Raw genomic sequence first — 18915 nt, 5'->3', positions numbered from 1 at the left:
CCGGGGGTCAGTGGCCACCGGGCTTTCGGTGACCTTGCATAGTATTAAATTACTTGAAGCTTCAATTTATTCCTAACGGGTTGGCCGGCCCCGCAGGACAATGTGCTGCAGTCCGGCCAGGGTCCCGAGGTCCTGCCGGGGGTCCTTCGCGCACACCAGTACGTCGGCGCTGGCCCCTTCGGTGATGCCGTCCGCGCCGAGCCAGGTCCGCGCGGACCAGCTGGCAGCGTCGAGGGCAGCCGCGGCGGGCAGCCCGGCGGCGTGCAGGGCCCGGATCTCGTCCACGATCCGGCCGTGCCTGATCACGCTGCCGGCATCGGTGCCGGCATAGATGGCCACCCCGGCCTCGTGGGCTTCCAGGATCCGCTCCGCCCGCCGCTCCCACAGCGAGCGCATGTGCGCGGCGTAGCGGGGGAACTTGGCCTCCGCCTGGGCGGCGATGTCCGGGAAGGTGGCGATGTTGATCAGGGTGGGGACGATCGGCACGCCCTGCTCCACGAAGCGCGGCAGGTGCCGCGGCAGCAGCCCGGTGCCGTGCTCGATGCAGTCGATCCCGGCGTCGAGCATGTCATCCAGGGTGTCCTCGGCGAAGCAGTGGGCGGTGACGCGGGCCCCTTCATCGTGCGCGGCCTGGACGGCGTCCTTGAGGCTTCCGGCGGGAAAACTGGCGGCGAGGTCGCCGGCGTCGCGGTCGATCCAGTCCCCCACGAGCTTGACCCAGCCGTCGCCGGCACGGGCCTGCTTCCGCACGGCCTCGACCAGGCCGTCCGGTTCCACCTCGACGGCGAAGCCGCGCAGGTAGCGCCGGGTGCGGGCGATGTGCCGGCCGGCGCGGATGATCCGCGGAAGGTCCGTGCGCTGCTGGAGCCAACGGGTGTCGTGGACGGCGCCGGCATCGCGGACCAGGAGCGTCCCGGCGTCGCGGTCCGTGAAGGCCTGGGTCTCCGCGGTGTCCTCGGCAACGTCTCCGCCCGGGCCGAGGCCGATGTGGCAGTGTGCGTCCACCAGCCCGGGAATGACCCACCCATCCAGCACGCGCTCCGGCGCGGCGGCGGGCCGGTGGAACGTGAGCCGGCCGTCGACGGACCAGAGGCCGTGGCGTACCGTGTCCGGCCCGGTGAGGACGGGGCCGCTGAATTCGATGATGCCGGTCATGGGATCAAGGGTAGTCCCCATGTCGCCGCGCCGGCCGCGTCACACTGGACAGCCGTCCGGCGGCGCGTGGTAGCTTCATCTACGACCACACGGGTGCCCCTGCAGGGGCTGAGATCGGGCTGACGCGGCCTGCGACCGTTGAACCTGTCCGGGTAATGCCGGCGAAGGAAGTGAGTATTTTCCGTGAATACGCAAATTGCACAGCACAGCCCTATCCAAAACCAGTCCGGCCAAAACCTGCCTGCCGACTCTGAGGCTGCCGCGACGCAGTCATTGAAGTCCCACTCGCTGGCCTTCACGACGGACCCGGAGCACGGCATCCGCGTCCCGGTGACCGAGATCGCGCTGGAACCCTCGCCGGGCGGCGTCGAGAACCCTCCATTCCGGGTCTACCGCACGGCCGGGCCGGGCAGCGATCCGGTGGTGGGGCTGGCCCCGTTCCGCAGCGGCTGGATCGTCGGGCGGGGTGACACGGAGCCGTACCGCGGCCGGGAACGCAACCTGCTCGACGACGGCAGGTCCGCGGTGCGCCGCGGTGCCGCCTCCGCGGAATGGCGGGGCGCCCCGCCAGAGCCCCGCCGCGCCGTCGAGGGCCGGACGGTCACCCAGATGCATTACGCGCGGCAGGGCATCGTGACACCGGAGATGCGGTTCGTTGCGCTGCGCGAGAACTGCGATGTGGAGCTGGTCCGCAGCGAGGTGGCAGCGGGCCGGGCCATTATTCCCAGCAACATCAACCACCCGGAGTCCGAGCCGATGATCATCGGCAAGGCGTTCCTGGTGAAAATCAACGCCAACATCGGCAATTCCGCGGTGACCAGCTCCATCGCCGAGGAGGTGGACAAACTTCAGTGGGCCACCCAGTGGGGTGCGGATACGGTGATGGACCTCTCCACCGGAGACGATATCCATACCACGCGCGAATGGATCATCCGCAACTCCCCCGTCCCGATCGGAACGGTCCCGATCTACCAGGCGCTGGAGAAGGTCAACGGCGAGGCCAACGCCCTGACCTGGGAGATCTTCCGGGACACCGTGATCGAACAGTGCGAGCAGGGTGTGGACTACATGACCATCCATGCCGGGGTGCTGCTGCGCTACGTCCCCCTGACGGCCAACCGGGTCACCGGGATCGTGTCCCGCGGCGGTTCCATCATGGCCGGCTGGTGCCTGGCGCACCATCAGGAGAACTTCCTCTACACCCACTTCGACGAGCTCTGCGAAATCTTCGCCAAGTACGACGTCGCGTTCTCCCTCGGCGACGGGTTGCGGCCCGGCGCGACGGCGGACGCCAACGACGCCGCGCAGTTCGCCGAACTCGACACGCTGGCCGAACTCACCCAGCGGGCCTGGGAGTTCGATGTGCAGGTCATGGTGGAGGGCCCGGGACACGTGCCGTTCCACCTCGTCCGGGAAAATGTGGAGCGCCAGCAGGAGCTCTGCAAGGGTGCCCCGTTCTACACGCTGGGACCCCTGGTTACGGACATCGCACCGGGCTATGACCACATCACCTCGGCGATCGGCGCCACGGAGATTGCCCGTTATGGCACCGCGATGCTCTGCTACGTGACGCCCAAGGAACACCTGGGGCTGCCGAACAAGGACGATGTGAAGACCGGAGTGATCACGTACAAGATCGCCGCCCACGCCGCCGACCTCGCCAAGGGCCACCCCGGAGCGCACGAACGCGACGATGCCCTGTCCAAGGCGCGGTTTGAGTTCCGCTGGCGGGACCAGTTCGCGCTGTCCCTGGATCCGGTGACCGCCGAGGCCTTCCACGATGAGACGCTCCCCGCGGAGCCGGCCAAGACGGCGCACTTCTGCTCGATGTGCGGGCCCAAGTTCTGCTCCATGCGGATCAGCCAGGACATCCGGGACGAATATGGTTCCGCCGATTCGCAGGCGGCACTGGCGCAGATGGCCGCCGGGATGCGGGAGAAGAGCAACGAATTCCTGGCAGCGGGCGGCAAGGTCTACCTGCCCAAGCCGACCGTGGGAGCACAGGCCTCGGCCTAGCCAGCGGTCCAGGACGCCTGCCCTGCTGGGCGGGCGCCCCGGACAGCCATGGGGATTGCCCCCTGATGAGGCACTAGCGGGATGCGACAGTAGGCGTTCCGACCGCGCGACGCGTCGCTCTCAGGACGTCGCCGTCGGTGCCGGCGTCCGTGCCGGATTCGGCGTCGGCTCCCGTGCCGGATTGGCGGCGATGTTCCTGTAGAGCTCGGAGTTGAGCGTCGTGTGGCCGTGGTCGTCGGTGACGTAGACCTCGAAGGTGAAGATGCTTGCGTCGTGGTCGAGCGCGAACTCGATCGTGGGGTTCGTTACGGAAATCGTCCCTTCCGAGATGATTCGGCCATACTTCTGCTCCGGGGGACTGAGGTCTGTGCCGCGCTGCGCGGGGTCGCGGATGAAGTATCGGACCGTGTACGGCGCGGACGGCAGTGACCGCAGGGTCGGGAAGAAGCTGAAGTCTCTTGTGCCGGGCTTGAACTGCTCCGCACGCCACTGGTAGGCGGTTACGGCGGGCGTGAGGGCGTCGTCGAGGTCGCGGATGCCGGTGCGGTTCGTTTGGGCGTCGAAGCTGCGGTCATGCCCGCCGAAGGCTTTGGCGACCGGTCCGAGCCCGAAGCCGAGGGCCAGGCCGAGCCCAATCGAGACCATCGGGATGAGGATTGCCGCCACGCGTGCCCGGCGCAGCAGACCCGTCCTCACCGACTGTCGGTGCATCGAGAGCGTGTGCGGCACAGCGCCTGTGATCACAGTTCTCGAGTACGGGCTGCCGGCCGCGCGAGCCCATGCCTCGATGTGCGCGGCACGCGGCGGCAAGGGGGCTTCCGCGCCCCCAACGTTGTTCCAGTAGGCCAGAAACGGCAGCGGCAAGTCCCGGAGCCGGCCATACGGGTCCCTAAAGGTGAAGGTTGGGACCATCCGGTACTGGACGCCCCCGCGGCCGGCGTACCGGTGGGGATAGGGGTGGAAGTCTTCAAGCTGCGTGCGATCGACCCTGGCCCGGGCGAGGAACGCCTTCGTCACGATCGCCGCGTCCGGCGTGAGCGTGACCCACTCGCCGGCGGACCACAGCAGGACGGCGCCGAAGACCGCGGAAATGATTGCCCCCGCCATGATGAGCGCCTCCGCCCAGGCCGCGATGATCGTGCTGTCGCGCTCGTTGACCAGGATCGAGCCGGCGACCGCCGCGACTGCGACCGCCAGCAGGCCCGTACCGAGGGCCGCGCCAGCCCAGCCCGGCATCCGCAGCGCACGAATGCGGGTCGGCAAATCATCCTCCCGGAAGTGATCCCCTGAACTTGGAACGAACATCGCTACCCCCATCCCGGCTCCCCCGTCGCCGAGTGTAGTGCCCCGACACCGTTGGCGACAATGAATGCGCAGGTCAGGGTGGGGATGAGGGCGTACCCGTTCACGGCTTGGTGTTGCTCAACCGGGCTTTGAGTCGTCTTGCCTCACCCGCGTTCCGAGGCACAGGTCAGGACGCTGCAGGCCACGCAGCCACGCCCGGAGGAGGGCCGATGCTTGCCAGGGATGTTTAGGGCAGACTGGTGGCGTGAGCGGAATCCGGTGGGTGCTACACGTCGATCTCGACCAGTTCATCGCGGCGGTCGAAGTGCTTCGGCGGCCGGAGCTTGCGGGCAAGCCGATCATTGTCGGCGGTCGGGGCGACCCCACGGAACGAGCTGTGGTATCGACCGCATCCTACGAAGCCAGGGCGTTCGGCGTGGGTTCCGGAATGCCCTTACGCATTGCGGCCCGGAAAGTGCCCGACGCTGTGATCCTGCCCGTCGATCAGGAGGCTTACCTCGCGGCGTCTGAAACGGTGATGGCTACCCTGCGCGCGCAGCCCGGCGCCACCGTGCAGGTGCTGGGTTGGGATGAAGCCTTTATAGGCACGGAGACAGAGAATCCGGAGGCCTACGCCCGGCAGGTGCAGGCCGCTGTCCTGGAGCAAACGCGGCTGCATTGCAGCGTGGGCATCGGCGACACGCTGGTCCGGGCAAAGGTCGCTACCGGGTTCGGCAAGCCGGCCGGCGTCTTCCGCCTCACTGCCGGGAACTGGCTCGATGTCATGGGCAGTCGGCCCACCAAGGACCTGTGGGGCGTCGGAACCAAAGTGTCGGGCCGCCTGGCCAAACTCGGCATCAACACAGTGGCCGAGCTCGCCGCGTCCGACCCCCAGGTCCTGGTCCCGGAGTTCGGCCCCAGGATGGGTCCTTGGTACGCGGAGCTCGGACGCGGGGAGGGCACCAGCGTTGTGGACGACACCCCGTGGGTTGCCCGCGGGCATAGCCGGGAGACCACCTTCCAGCGCGACCTGACCGAGCCCGCCCAGGTGGACGACGCCGTGAGGGAGCTGACGGCGCGTGTCCTTGAGGATGTTGTGGCCGAAGGACGGCCCGTGATTGGGCTGACCCTCAAGGTTCGGTACGCGCCGTTCCTCACCACGACCCACGCGAGGAAGATTCCCGAGACATTCGACCGGAACGAAATCCTCGCGCGGGCCTTGGACCTCGCAGCCGGAATCGAAGCCGGCCGTCCGATCCGGCTCCTCGGCCTGCGGGCCGAAATGGCAATGCCCGACGATGCCCGAAAGGGACATACGCCAACACGCGGCGGTTGGTGACGGCGTCGCTGCAGGCAATTCGCGAAAGGCGGCTCCCATGAACACAACACCTTCTTCGAGTCTGCAACTCACCTCGGCGACGGCCTCCGACCGGCCGAGGTCGGACCAGGATCTGCCGCAGGTCGACGCCATACGGCGGGTGCGTGCCGCGGGTGAGCGAGCATTGGTCCTCGGCGGTGGCGGATCGGCAGTCAATGCGTGGTTGATCGGTATCATCGCCGGCCTGTCTGAAGCCGGTCTGAATGTGACCGAGGCTGATCTGATCATCGGGACGTCGGCCGGATCAACGGCCGCGGCCCAAATAACTGGCGCGGCGCCGACCCAACTGCTTGCCCAAATCCTTGCTTCTGCGCCCCAACAACGGACTGGTCCGGTCGGATCCGACGGCGGACGCGTTCCAGTTGGGCCGGCCGACCATCTGGAGAGAACGAGCCGAATCATCGGGGCCGCTGAGGATGCGGCCGATATACGCCGCAGAATGGGCGCGGCGGCGCTCGACATGGATGCGGCGTCGGATGGCTCCGGGCAAACGCGGTGGCGCGCTACCGTTGCCGCGCGGCTCCCCGGTCAGCTCTGGCCGCAACGAACGGTGCTCATCACGGCGGTCGATGCACATACCGGTGAACCGGTCTTATTCGACCGCGACAGCGGAGTCGACCTGGCGGACGCCGTCGCCGCCAGCTGCGCCAGTGGCTTCGCCTACACCATCGGCGACAACCGATACATCGACGGCGGCTACCGACGCAACGAGAATGCCGATCTGGCGGCCGGATACGGGCGGGTGCTGGTGCTGTCACCACTTGGCGGCAGAACACGGACACCGTTGGACTGGGCGCCCACGAAATCAATCGGCTCGGTGGGCATGACGTCATCTGCTCATGCCTCGGATGCCTGCCCCGACGACGTTCACGCGCCTGGACGGCCCCGGATGTGACGCCATCGGGCAACGACTCAGTGACCTCCAGGCGGCCCGTTCCCGCGAATCATTGTGGGCCGGCGCCGGGCAAGCTACTATTTCACCCGTGCTGAGGCAGGTTGCGGATGGTGTGCTGGTCCACGAGAGCGAGTTCTGCCAGAGCAACGCCGTGGTCGTGCAGGGGCGGGCTGGCGTGTTGCTCATCGACGCCGGTGTGCACGACGCCGAGATGGCCTGCCTCGCGAAGGATCTGTCCGATTCGGGTCAGGCCGTTGCGGTGGGATTCTCGACGCATCCGCATTGGGATCACTTGCTCTGGCACTCCGGTCTTGGAGCTCCTGTCCGTTGGGGCACCGCGCTCTGCGCGGATACGGCCCGCGAGCGGCTGTCGCACGGCATCGATTCACGTCGGCTCGGCATCCCCGCTCAGGTGCCGATGGACCTGCTCGGCCTCATCACCGGCCTGCCAGTCGGGGCTGTGCAGATTCCCTGGGATGGCCCTCCTGTGCGGATCCTCGAGCATCAGGCGCACGCCCCTGGCCATGCGGCGCTGTTGATTGAGGAACGAGGGGTTCTTGTCGCCGGGGACATGCTTTCCGATGTCCTGATTCCAATGCTCGACCTGAGCGACACCGCTGACCCGATCGAGGATTACCTCGCCGCGCTGCATCTGCTGGCGAGCGTGGCCGGTGACGTCGATGTCGTCATCCCCGGGCACGGGTCCGTCGGAGGAACCGACCAGGTCCACGCACGGATCGATCAGGATTTGGCATATGTGCACGCCTTGCGTGACGCACGTGATCCGAGCGACCCGCGCGTCGGCCCCTCGGCTCAAGAGGGCTGGGACTGGGTGAGCGACGTTCACGCACGGCAACTCGAGCGTCTCGCCGAAAGAAGCGCCCGCGGCGGGATCCCCGGCTAGCGGTTGCTCAAACCAGTATCGCGGCCAGCATGGCCGGCCTTTTGGGGGAGGTCTCATGAGGATGAAGCGTCCGCTGGGCACGGCACTGGGGGTCATGGGAGTTGCGGCCCTTCTCGTCAAACTTGTCCTCAAGTTCCACGAAGCCATCAGCTATCCGGACGGTCTCAAGGTCTTTGGGGTGGCCCTGCTCATCATGGCGGTTGCCATACCGCCCTGGTTGGCGTGGCTGTTCCACAGTGCGAGAACATTCAAGACGCGGCTGCAGAAAGACCATCCTGGAGCCCTTGTTGTCGACACCTTTTGGACCGGGCAAGAACTCGGGAGATTCCTCAAGAAAGGGCCGTTGATATCAAAGACGAAAGGGAGGGGATTCATCTTGGACCTGGTCGCAGACGCCCGCGGTCTCCAGCTGGTCAGACAACGACGGCGACCAGTCTATTTCGGAATCGTGCCTTGGGAGCGGGTTGTCTCAGTGAGAATGGATACCCTGCGGAGGCCACTTAGTCGCCGTGCCCTGTTGGTCATTGAGATTGAATCGCGGGACACCCAGTATGTCGCAATCATCCGTTTGGTGCCTTCCGGAAGGCAGAACAGGGAAACTGGAATGACGCTTGCCGACCTGATCCTAGCGAGGCGGCCTCGCATTCCCTTCCTGGAGGATCGTGCATAGCCTGGGCTGCCCGTCCGAGGCGAAACGACAACCCGCTTGGGGGACACTAGTTCTCAGGAAGCCCGGGCATGCTGGAGCCGGCTGACCTCGCCGATGAACGAGCGGATGACCCGGTCCCCTTCGGTGGAATCCTGGGGCCGGTGTCCCCCCGGGGCGGTGCGGTGCAGGGCGCCGGTCTCGCGCAAGTAGCCCGCGATTTCCTCGTAGAGGGGTTCCCAGCCGCCGGTCAGGACCAGCGTCGGCACGCCGGGCACGATCTGCAGCGGCGCGTCCCACGGCGGAGCCTGCAGGCGGAGCCGGCGCGCGGCCCGGAGGGCCTCCGGCGTCGTGGCCCCCGGGGCGTCGGCGGCGAAGACGCGGCGGATAAATTCGCGCTGGAAGTCGTCGTCGCTGAGGTTGTGCCGGACGTCGAAAAGCGGCTGCATGAGCGCCCGGTGCGCGGCGGTGGCCGGGAGCTCCGCAGTCAAGGACAAGCAGGCCGGTTCCACCAGGGTCAGGGACTGGACGAGGTCGGGGCGCTCGACGGCGGCCATCATGGCGGCGATGGCGCCCTGCGAGTGGGCCACCACGTGGCCGCCGGCCTCGCCGCGGCCGTCGTCCGCCAGTGATGCGAGCACGATGGCGGCGTCGGCGGCGAAGTCGGATTCAAGCGGTTCCGCAACGGGGTCAAACCCGTGCCGGCGCAGGAACAGGGCGTCGTAGTCCAGCGCCATCCCGTGTTGCTTTGGCCACGCGGCGGCCCCAAAGCTGCCAGCCCCGTGGACGAAGACTACGCGCTGCTTGAACATGGTCTAACCCTATGGCACTTCAGTGCTGATGCCGCCGGCGACACAGCCCCGGCGGCATCAGCGTGCGGTGGCTATTTGCTGCCGCCGAGGAACTTGTCGAAGCCCTTGGGCAGGTTCAGCTGGGACGGATCGAAGTCGCCGCCCTGCTGCCCGAACGATGCTCCGGTGGGCAGGGCCTTGGCGCCGGCCGCACGCCGGGCCTCGGCGTCGCGCAGTTCCTGCGCGGCCTTGGCCGGGTTGCCGGAGCGGGCCTTCTTCTTGGGCGCGGACTTGGCACCCTTGCGGGCGCCTCCCCCGCCGCCCATGCCGGGCATCCCCGGCATTCCGGGCATGCCGCCGCCGGCGGCCATCTTCTTCATCATCTTCTGGGCCTGGGCGAAGCGCTCCAGCAGGCCGTTGACCTCGGAGACGTGCACACCGGAGCCGCGGGCGATGCGGGCCCGGCGGGAGCCGTTGATGATCTTGGGTGCCACGCGCTCGTGCGGGGTCATCGAGCGGACAATGGCCTCGACCCGGTCGATCTCGCGCTCGTCGAACTGCTCCAGCTGCTGCCGGATGTTCTGTGCACCCGGCATCATCATGAGCATCTTTTTCATGGAGCCCATGTTGCGGATCTGCTGCATCTGGGCGAGGAAGTCGTCCAGCGTGAAGTCTTCCTGGTCGGCGAACTTCTTCGCCATCCGGGCGGCCTCGTCCTTGTCCCAGGATTTCTCGGCCTGCTCGATCAGGGTGAGGACGTCACCCATGTCGAGGATGCGCGAGGCCATGCGGTCCGGGTGGAAGAGTTCGAAGTCATCCAGGCCTTCGCCGGTGGACGCGAACATGACCGGCTTGCCGGTGACCGACGCGACGGAGAGCGCGGCACCGCCGCGGGCGTCGCCGTCGAGCTTGGACAGCACGATGCCGGTGAAGTTGACGCCCTCGTCGAAGGCCATTGCCGTGTTGACGGCGTCCTGGCCGATCATGGAGTCGATGACGAACAGGACTTCGTTGGGGACGATGGCGCGGCGGATCTGCCGCGCCTGTTCCATCATGTCGGCGTCGACGCCGAGACGGCCGGCGGTGTCCACGATCACGACGTCGTGGAGGGTGCGCTTGGCTTCCTCGACGCCGGCGCGGGCGACGGCGACCGGGTCACCGGCGGGGTGGTCAAGTTCGGTGGACGTGGCGCCCGGGTGCGGGGCGAAGACGGGCACCCCGGCACGCTGGCCGACCACCTGCAGCTGGGTGACGGCGTTGGGGCGCTGAAGGTCGCAGGCAACGAGCATCGGGCTATGGCCCTGGGCTTTGAGCCACTTGGACAGCTTGCCGGCCAGGGTGGTCTTACCGGCGCCCTGGAGACCGGCCAGCATGATGATGGTGGGCCCGGTCTTGGCCAGGCGGATCCGGCGGGTCTCGCCGCCGAGGATCTCCACGAGTTCCTCGTTGACGATCTTCACGATCTGCTGGCTCGGGTTCAGCGCGCCGGATACCTCGGCGCCGAGGGCACGCTCACGCACGCGGCCGGTGAACTCGCGGACCACGGGCACGGCGACGTCGGCGTCCAGGAGGGCACGCCGGATCTCCCGGACGGTGGCGTCAACGTCCGCCTCGGTCAGGCGGCCCTTGCCACGCAGATTCTTGAAGGTTGCTGTCAACCGGTCAGAGAGTGAATTGAACACGCGCCGTGCACTTCTTTCAGTGGATCTACAGGTGGCGGCCGGTCCGGCACGCCAGCGTCGTGACTGGTGTTCGCCTGAACGAACCGCCTCGACAACGGGACTCGACTATCTAGGGTACCAAGATGAGCCTTCAGGATGGCATGCTGGCTTAGGTGACCAGCCAATTAACTGTAAAGACCCTCCTCATCCTGGGCGCCTCGGGCGATCTCACCGGCAGGCTCCTGCTCCCCGGACTCGCCCGCCTGGTGGCCCGGGGCCGCGCCGACGGCCTCACGTTAGTCGGTGCCGGATCCGACCCGTGGACGGCCGAGCAGTGGCTGGAGCGGATCGAGGAATCTTTCGCGGACGAGAACTCTCAGGCCGATACCGAGGGCAAGCATGAGCTGAAGCGGATCCGCCAAGAGAGCACGTACCACCAGCTCGACGTCACGGCCGGCGGGCAGCTCGCCGGGCTGCTGAAGGAGCTGGAGGGCCCCGTGGCCGTCTACTTCGCCCTGCCGCCGCACGTCAGCCAGCTCGCGTGCGAGGCGCTGGCCCCGGAAGACGTGCCCGCCGGGACCCGGCTGGTGATGGAGAAGCCGTTCGGCTCGGATGAGCAGTCCGCCCGGCACCTGAACAAGACGCTGGTCGCGCTGGTCCCGGAGGACCACATCCACCGGGTGGACCATTTCCTGGGCAAGGCAACCGTCCTGAACATCCTGGGCCTGCGCTTCGCGAACACGTTCCTGGAGCCGGTGTGGAACCGTCGGTACATCGAAAAGGTCGAGATCGTTTTCGACGAAGACCTCGCCCTGGAGGGCCGGGCCCGCTACTACGACGGCGCCGGCGCCCTGCGGGACATGATCCAAAGCCATCTGCTGGAGATCATGGCGCTCATGGCGATCGAGCCGCCGGCGTCCGTGGACGAACGCGACCTGCGCGATGCCATTGCCACGGTGCTGCGCGCCAGCAGCATCAAGGCCCCGTACCGCCAAAGTACCCGCCGGGCACGCTACACGGCCGGTTCCATCGACGGCCGGAAGGTCCCGGACTACGCCAAGGAAACCGGGGTGGACCCGGCCAGGGACACCGAAACCCTCGCCGAGGTGCAGCTCGGGATCGACAACTGGCGCTGGCAGGGCGTGCCGTTCATCCTGCGTTCGGGCAAAGCGCTGGGCACCAAGCGCAAAGAAGCCGTGGTGACGTTCCGGCCGGTGCCGCATCTGCCGAAGGGTTTCAGCGGCGTGGACGCCCCCAACCAGCTGCGGATCGGTTTTGGCCCGGACACGCTGAAGTTCGACGTCGATGTGAACGGCCCCGGCGATGTCCTGAGCCTGGACCGGGCCACCCTGCAGGCCGAGCTGAGCGCTTCCGAGCTCCTGCCGTACGGTGAAGTGCTGGAGGGCGTCCTCACCGGCGATCCGCTGCTCTCAGTGCGGGCGGACACCGCCGAGGACTGCTGGCGCATCCTGGACCCGGTACTGAAGTCCTGGGCGGCCGGACATGTGCCGTTGGAGGACTATCCCGCCGGGACCTCCGGCCCGGAGGACTGGCCGGCCTAGACGGACGCAACACGGCCGCTTAGTAGCGCGCAACCCGCTGTAGGCGACCGCAGAAACGACGAAGCGGGCCGGATGCCTTTTCAGGCATCCGGCCCGCTGTGTCAGGACCGCTGTGGCAGTGCCGCTGTGTCAGTGCCGCGTTCCGCGGCGGAGCGGGTGCAGCTAGATAGCTGCCGCGCCGCGCTCTCCGGTGCGGACCCTGACGGCCTCGAACACATCCATCGTCCAGACCTTGCCGTCGCCGGCCCGGCCGGTGTTCGAACTGGCGATGATGACGTCGAGGATGTCGTCCGCCTGTTCGTCGGTGGCCAGGACTTCTACCCGGATCTTGGGCAGGAGGTCCACGTTGTACTCAGCCCCGCGGTACACCTCGGTGTAGCCGCGCTGCCGGCCGTAGCCGCTGGCTGCACTGACCGTCAGGCCCTGCACACCGTAGGCTTCGAGACCTTCGCGAATAGCCTCCAGCTTTTCCGGACGGACGATTGCCGTGATCAGTTTCATGCCCCCACACTTTCCTTACCCGTTGCGTTCTTCTTGCCGTTGGACGTGACGTCCATCGGGGCTGCGGAGACTGCGTCTTCGCCCGGCTTGCCGGTGATGAGTTCGTGCAGCGGCTGGAAGCTGCCGCCGTGGCCGCCGACGCCGAACTCGTAAGCGGTCTCTGCGTGCAAGCTCAGGTCCACACCGACGACTTCCTGTTCCTGGGAGACCCGGAAGCCCATGAGTTTGTGGATCGGGAAGGCGATGATGAACGTCATCACGGCGGTGAAGACGATCGAGAACACTGCGGCGAGGGTCTGGGCGACCAACTGCGTGGTGCCGCCGCCGTAGAACAGGCCCGCGGTGCCCTGGGTCGGGGTGGCCAGGAAGCCGATCGCCACGGTGCCGACAACACCGGAGACGAGGTGGACACCGACGACGTCGAGCGAGTCGTCGTAGCCGAACTTGAACTTCAGGCCGACGGCGAGCGCGGAGGCCACACCGGCGACGACGCCGAGGGCGATCGCACCGAGCGGGGAGACGTTGGCACAAGCCGGGGTGATGGCGACCAGGCCGGCGACCACACCGGAGGCGGCACCGAGGGACGTCGGGTGGCCGTCGCGGAAGCGTTCCACGGCGAGCCAGCCGAGCATGGCGGCGGCCGGGGCGGCCAGGGTGTTGATCCAGATCAGGCCGGCCTGCTCAACGGTCGCGGCGGCACCGGCGTTGAAGCCGAACCAGCCGAACCACAGGATGGCGGCACCGAGCATGACGAACGGAATATTGTGCGGGCGGTGGTTCGGGTCCTTGCCGAAGCCCTTGCGGTTGCCGATGATCAGGACCAGGATGAGGCCCGCGACGCCGGCGTTGATGTGGACCACGGTGCCACCGGCGAAGTCGATGACCGGCGCGAACGTCTGACCGAACCAGCCGCTGGCAGAGAAGAGACCGCCGCCCCAGACCATGAAGGCCATCGGGGCGTAAACGAGCGTTGCCCAGATCGGGGTGAAGACCACCCAGGCGGAGAACTTGGCACGGTCGGCGACCGCACCGGAGATCAGGGCCACAGTGATGATGGCGAACGTGGCCGCGTAGCCGACCTTAAGCAGGTCAGCCGGTTCGGTGAAACCGTGGAGGCCGAAGTGGCTGAACGGATTGGCGAAGATCTGGAAGAAGTTGTCCTCGTTGGCCGTGGCCATCGAAGCGCCCCACAGGACCCACATGATCCCGACGGTTCCAATGGCGACGAAGCTCATCATCATCATGTTCAAAGCCGACTTGGCACGAGTCATGCCGCCGTAGAAGAATGCTAGACCCGGGGTCATGAACAGCACGAGTGCCGCGGCGACCAGGAGCCAAACGAGACCTGCGGTGAGTTCCATGGTCTACGTCCTCTCTTGCTATTAGGTGCGGAGTAGTCCGCCGGTCCCAACGCATTATTTGCGTTCTACATCGAGTTTCGCGGGGCCGTGTTTCGCTGGCGGAGGATTTAGATTGCCAGGTTGTTACAAGAACCTCCCGGACGTAAATGGTGCATCTCACACTTGTTACGGTTATGTTTCATCCGCATAATTCAGCGCTTTAGGACCAGCAGCCCGCCGGCCCCTCTTCTCCCCAAGGACTAACGCACTATGAGCAAGACCTCCCGCCCCGCCGGCGAAGCCGCCCCCAAGCTGCCCGCCGTGGCGCACGGGCGTTCCCGGCTTCCCCGGGACATCAAGGTGATGCTGGTGGCGGCCTTCCTGATCGCGATCGGCTTTGGCCTTGTCGCGCCGGTACTCCCCCAGTTCGCGACCACTTTCAACGTCGGCGCGACGGCGGCGGCGGTGATCGTGAGCATCTTCGCCTTCATGCGGCTGGTCTTCGCCCCGGCCGGCGGCGCGCTGATCGTAAAGTTCGGCGAACGGCCCGTCTACGTTGCCGGTCTGCTGATTGTGGCGGCGTCGACGGCGGCCTGCGCCTTCGCCCAGGACTACTGGCAGCTCCTGATCTTCCGCGGGCTCGGTGGGGCGGGGTCGGTGATGTTTACCGTGGCATCCATGGCGCTCGTGGTCCGGCTCGCGCCGCCGAAAAGCCGCGGCCGCGTCTCCGGGGCCTACGCCTCGGCATTCCTGATCGGCAACGTCTGCGGACCTATCGTCGGCGGCCTGCTCGCCAACTTCGGCCTGCGCGTGCCGTTCCTTGCTTACGCGGCCGCCCTCGTGCTGGCGGCCATCGTGGTGCAGACCCAGCTCAGCCACGTCCCGGCCGCCTCGCGGGAGCCCGGCGCCACGGCCCCGGCGATGGAACTGAAAGACGCGCTGCGGGACAGCGCGTACCGGGCCGGCCTGTTTTCGAGCTTCGCCAATGGCTGGGCCACCTTCGGGGTGCGGATGGCGACGGTGCCGCTGTTCGCCGTCGTGGCCCTCGGCGCCGGTCCGGAATCGGCTGGCTGGGCACTGGCCGTGTTTGCGGGCGGCAACGCGGTGGCGCTGACGTTCTCCGGCCGGCTCGCGGACAGCCTCGGCCGCAAGCCGCTCCTGCTCGCCGGACTGGTGGTCACCGGCACGGCCACGGCGGCTATCGGGTTCACTCACCAGCTGCCTTGGTTCCTGCTCGCGTCCGCCTGTGCGGGGATCGGCTCCGGGCTGTTGGGACCGGCCCAGCAGGCTGCCATCGCCGACGTGATCGGCAACGAGCGTTCCGGCGGCCGCGTCCTGGCCGTCTTCCAGATGGCCTCGGACAGCGGCGCGATCGTCGGACCCGTCGTGGCCGGGCTGCTGGCGGACCGTCTGGGCTACGGCTGGGCCTTCGGCGTCACGGGCGGCATGCTGCTGGCCGCCGCCGCTGTGTGGCTCCCGGCCCGGGAAACGTTTGTCCGGCACACCGCGAACCGCGCCTAGCCCGGCGCGCCGGGGAACGCCGCAAACTGTATCCGGCCCGGGCCCCCGGGGCCAATGACCGCAGACGGTGCCCTGACACGAACCCGCTGGTCAGCGACTGCCTCCGCCCTTGGCTAAGCTGGGGTCACTTGCCACAACCCTCCGGAGGTAATCCCCCATGGCCAGATTCGACTCTTCCCCCGGGAAAGCCGATAGCCCTGACCCAACCAACCCCGTGAATGCGGCTAATCCGGCGAACGCAGTGAATGCCGGAAAGAAGAAGAAGCGCGCACGGATTATCGCCGGCACCGGAATCGTCGCCGTTCTCGCGGCCACGGCGGTGCTGGTTCCCCTGGCTCTCGGCGGACCCACCCAGGCACCGCCGGCACCACAGGCCACGTCCGAATCCGCCCCCGCGTCCGGCCCTGCCGAGGTGGGGCCGTCGGTGACGTACTACCAGCAGGCGGGTCCGCCGGCCGGGTCGCCGCTGGAAAAGGTTGAGCCTCTTAAGGTGGACGTCTCCAGCGACCTCGTGGGCACATCCCTGAACAAGGGCCTGACGGGAATCTCCCTGGAGGCAACGGACTTGGCAGACCCTGACCTCAGCGCCGACAACGCGTCGATGGTCAAGCTCCTGAAGGAGATCGACCAGCCTGTCCTGCGCTTTGGCGGCAACGCCGTGGACCGGCGCTTCTTCTGGACCTCCACCGGCGAGGCCGTCCCCGCCGGCTACAAGGGAGACAAGACCCACCCGGTCAAGGCCGTGGGCCCGGCTGACCTGGCACGGGTAAAGACTCTTCTTGAGGCCGGGAATGCCACGATCAGCCTGACGGTGGACCTGGGCCATTACGACCCGGCCCGGGCGGCAGATATGGTCAAGAACGCCTCGGAGATCTTCGGCGACCGTTTGCTCAGCGTCACGGTGGGCAACGAACCCAACGGCTTCGTCTTCAACGATGTGAAGACCGGCACCGGCTACAGCCTGGACCAGTACCTCCGGGAACTGAAGGACTACGCCAACGCCATCTACGCGGTGGCCCCCAAGGTGCCCATCTCCGGCCCGGGTGCCTATGACCAGAAGTGGTGGCAGCCGTTCGTCGATGCTGACCTCCCGCAGAAGAAGATCCTCACGTTCCATAACTACCCGCTGTACAGCTGTGACGGCAGCGACCCCAAGGGCTCGCCCACCATGGCCAACCTGATGAGCCAGCTGATGCACGACCGCGCCGCCGATTACCAGAAATCGGCCCTCAAGGTCGGCCAGGACGCAGGCCTGGAGACATGGCTCCCGGAGACCGGGATCGCCGCCTGCCCCGGCTCGAACGAGACCTCCCGCACCCACGCCTCGGCCCTGTGGGCGGCGGACTATGCCCTCAACGCCGCCCAGCTGGGCATCACCCGGATCGGTTTCCACAGCTCCCTGCAGACCTGCAAGGGCGGGCCGCCCCTGTCCGCGATCTGCAGCGCCGGTGCCTACCCGTTCGGCAACGGCCAGATGTCCGGCCGGGCCAACTTCTTCGGCATCTCCATGGTGGCCGAGCTTGAGGCCGGCAAGTTCATGAAGCTGAACAGCTCTGGCGGCGGGCTGGCGTTCAGCTACGCGCTGCAGAACGCGGACGGCAGCACCAGCGTGGTGATCGTCAATGAAAACGACCCCGAGAAGGCCGCGCAGACCGACGTCACCCTGAACCTGCCGGGCAAGCCGGTAACCGGGACCATGACCCAGCTCAGCGGCCCCAGCTACAAAGCCGAGGACCAGACCGTGATCGACGGCGCCAAGTCCGAGCCGAAGCCCCTTGCCGAGCGTGCCACGGTGCCCGGCTTCGCCTATAAGTCAGGGACGCAGCAGTTCAAGCTGACGGCCGGAACCGTGACGGTGCTGCACTTCACGTACTAGCCACACCCCGCTGACTTCGCGCAGCACAGCCAGCAGCAAAAAGTGCCCCGGTCCTCTGCGGACCGGGGCACTTTTTTGCCGTGCGTGGTTAGTTCAGCAACGCGTCGACGAACGCTTCGGCGTCGAACGGCGCGAGGTCATCGGCGCCTTCTCCCAGGCCGATCAGCTTGACCGGTACTCCCAGGGACTTCTGGATGGCGACGACGATCCCGCCCTTGGCGGTGCCGTCCAGCTTGGTCAGGACGATTCCGGTGATGTTGACCACCTCGGAGAACACCCGGGCCTGGTTGAGCCCGTTCTGGCCGGTGGTGGCATCCAGGACCAGCAGGACCTCGTCCACCTCGGCAAGCTTTTCGATGACCCGCTTGACCTTGCTGAGCTCGTCCATGAGCCCCACCTTGTTCTGCAGCCGCCCTGCGGTGTCGATCATGACGACGTCGACTTCCTGGTCGATGCCGGCCTTGACGGCCTCGTAGGCCACCGAGGCGGGGTCAGCGCCGTCGATGTCCGACTTCACGGTGGGGACGCCCACGCGCTGGCCCCACGTGGCCAGCTGCTCGGCGGCGGCCGCACGGAAGGTGTCGGCCGCGCCCAGCAGCACGTCCTTGTCCTCGGCGACGAGCACGCGGGCCAGCTTGCCCACGGTGGTGGTCTTGCCGACGCCGTTGACGCCGACCACCATCATGACGGCAGGTTTGTCGGCGTGGCGCTCAACGTGCAGGGTGCGGTCCATGGTGGGGTCCACGAGTTTGATGAGTTCCTCGCGGAGCAGGGCCTTGACGTGCTCGGGGTCCCGCGTGCCGATCACCTTGACGCGTTCGCGGAGCGCATCCACGAGCTGCATGGTCGGTTCGGTGCCGAGGTCGGCCAGCAGGAGGGTCTCCTCGACCTCGTCCCAGACGTTTTCATCGATCTTGTCCGCCGAGAGCAGGGCCAGGAGCCCCTTGCCCAGGATGTTGTTGGATTTGACCAGCCGCTCGCGCAGCCGGATAAGGCGCCCGGCCACCGGCAGCGGCGTTTCCACCGGTACGGTTTCCAGGCCGGCCGCGTTGTCCGGCACCTCGACCGTTTCGAGTCCTTCGACCTCGACGCCGCCCGGCGCCTTCCGTTCAGGCGCCGGCGCTGGCGCCGGACGGTCCTCCACAAGGGTCCCGGCTCCCGGGGCCTGCACGGGGTCGTTTGCGTCGCGCGTGCCGGGATAGTTCTTGACGTTCTTCCGGGTCTTCATGAGCACCGGGATCAGCGCGCCGAGGACCACCAGCACAGCGAGAATGGGCAGAATAATGGGGAGGATGTCGTTCACTCCCCTAGCTTCTCACAAACCCCAAATGGGCCGTGGCCAGCGATTTCGTTCTGCTTGGACCTCTGAGCTGCTCAGAAGTTGA

General features: G+C 67.2%; 15 protein-coding genes and 1 riboswitch. Of the genes, 8 read left to right on the top strand and 7 right to left on the bottom strand.

The genetic code is table 11. From position 1 onward, the window contains the following. Window positions 1-72: 72 nt before the first annotated feature. Window positions 73-1155, bottom strand: coding sequence for an amidohydrolase family protein (locus ACVWZ7_RS18760; RefSeq protein WP_456508726.1), 1083 nt, complete (start codon window positions 1153-1155; stop codon window positions 73-75). A gap of 79 nt (window positions 1156-1234) precedes the next feature. Further along, a riboswitch (TPP riboswitch) is annotated at window positions 1235-1342 on the top strand. On the opposite strand from ACVWZ7_RS18760, the gene thiC reads away from it, so the two are divergent. After that, window positions 1339-3171 (top strand): phosphomethylpyrimidine synthase ThiC, encoded by a 1833-nt coding sequence (thiC, locus tag ACVWZ7_RS18755; RefSeq protein WP_456508725.1) that lies wholly within the window; start codon window positions 1339-1341, stop codon window positions 3169-3171. (Overlaps the previous riboswitch by 4 nt.) A 120-nt stretch (window positions 3172-3291) precedes the next feature. Here the strand turns inward: thiC and ACVWZ7_RS18750 are convergent, their stop codons facing one another. Further along, window positions 3292-4434 (bottom strand): hypothetical protein, encoded by a 1143-nt coding sequence (locus ACVWZ7_RS18750; protein WP_456508724.1) that lies wholly within the window; start codon window positions 4432-4434, stop codon window positions 3292-3294. 286 nt (window positions 4435-4720) lie between these two features. Between ACVWZ7_RS18750 and ACVWZ7_RS18745 the strand changes: the two genes are divergently transcribed. The 4 genes from ACVWZ7_RS18745 (at window position 4721) to ACVWZ7_RS18730 (ending at window position 8302) form a co-directional block, all read left to right on the top strand. Further along, window positions 4721-5794 carry a DNA polymerase IV gene (locus ACVWZ7_RS18745; protein ID WP_456508723.1) on the top strand — a complete coding sequence of 358 codons (1074 nt, stop codon included), beginning with the start codon at window positions 4721-4723 and terminating at the stop codon, window positions 5792-5794. A gap of 37 nt (window positions 5795-5831) precedes the next feature. Next, window positions 5832-6728 (top strand): patatin-like phospholipase family protein, encoded by an 897-nt coding sequence (locus ACVWZ7_RS18740; protein WP_456508722.1) that lies wholly within the window; start codon window positions 5832-5834, stop codon window positions 6726-6728. A gap of 88 nt (window positions 6729-6816) precedes the next feature. Beyond that, window positions 6817-7632, top strand: coding sequence for an MBL fold metallo-hydrolase (locus ACVWZ7_RS18735; RefSeq protein ID WP_456508721.1), 816 nt, complete (start codon window positions 6817-6819; stop codon window positions 7630-7632). Between the two features lie 55 nt (window positions 7633-7687). Next, window positions 7688-8302, top strand: coding sequence for a hypothetical protein (locus ACVWZ7_RS18730; RefSeq protein ID WP_456508720.1), 615 nt, complete (start codon window positions 7688-7690; stop codon window positions 8300-8302). 53 nt (window positions 8303-8355) lie between these two features. Here ACVWZ7_RS18730 and ACVWZ7_RS18725 read toward each other — a convergent pair whose 3' ends face one another. Next, a complete protein-coding gene (locus ACVWZ7_RS18725; protein ID WP_091256273.1) occupies window positions 8356-9090 on the bottom strand; it encodes an alpha/beta fold hydrolase in 735 nt (244 codons plus the stop codon). 71 nt (window positions 9091-9161) lie between these two features. Continuing rightward, window positions 9162-10751, bottom strand: a complete 1590-nt coding sequence (gene ffh / locus ACVWZ7_RS18720) for a signal recognition particle protein (RefSeq protein ID WP_091256272.1) — start codon at window positions 10749-10751, stop codon at window positions 9162-9164. Window positions 10752-10903: 152 nt separating this feature from the next. Between ffh and ACVWZ7_RS18715 the strand changes: the two genes are divergently transcribed. Next, window positions 10904-12292, top strand: coding sequence for a glucose-6-phosphate dehydrogenase (locus tag ACVWZ7_RS18715; RefSeq protein WP_344368108.1), 1389 nt, complete (start codon window positions 10904-10906; stop codon window positions 12290-12292). A 162-nt stretch (window positions 12293-12454) separates the two neighbouring features. Here ACVWZ7_RS18715 and ACVWZ7_RS18710 read toward each other — a convergent pair whose 3' ends face one another. Further along, window positions 12455-12793, bottom strand: a complete 339-nt coding sequence (locus ACVWZ7_RS18710; protein WP_018773460.1) for a P-II family nitrogen regulator — start codon at window positions 12791-12793, stop codon at window positions 12455-12457. Then, a complete protein-coding gene (locus ACVWZ7_RS18705) occupies window positions 12790-14154 on the bottom strand; it encodes an ammonium transporter (RefSeq protein ID WP_116766598.1) in 1365 nt (454 codons plus the stop codon). Before ACVWZ7_RS18705 ends, ACVWZ7_RS18710 begins: the two co-directional genes overlap by 4 nt. Before the next feature lie 342 nt (window positions 14155-14496). Between ACVWZ7_RS18705 and ACVWZ7_RS18700 the strand changes: the two genes are divergently transcribed. Beyond that, on the top strand, window positions 14497-15654 hold the full coding sequence (locus tag ACVWZ7_RS18700; RefSeq protein ID WP_425547261.1) for an MFS transporter: 1158 nt from the start codon (window positions 14497-14499) through the stop codon (window positions 15652-15654). A 241-nt stretch (window positions 15655-15895) separates the two neighbouring features. Continuing rightward, window positions 15896-17530, top strand: coding sequence for a hypothetical protein (locus ACVWZ7_RS18695; protein ID WP_456508719.1), 1635 nt, complete (start codon window positions 15896-15898; stop codon window positions 17528-17530). An 88-nt stretch (window positions 17531-17618) separates the two neighbouring features. Here ACVWZ7_RS18695 and ftsY read toward each other — a convergent pair whose 3' ends face one another. Further along, complete coding sequence (gene ftsY / locus ACVWZ7_RS18690) at window positions 17619-18833, bottom strand: signal recognition particle-docking protein FtsY (protein WP_116766596.1); 1215 nt, start codon at window positions 18831-18833, stop codon at window positions 17619-17621. Window positions 18834-18915: the final 82 nt, after the last annotated feature.

Source organism: Arthrobacter sp. TE12232, assembly GCF_054062615.1.
Note: the sequence above shows the minus strand (reverse complement) of the source record. Positions and strands in the feature narration are given on the sequence as shown.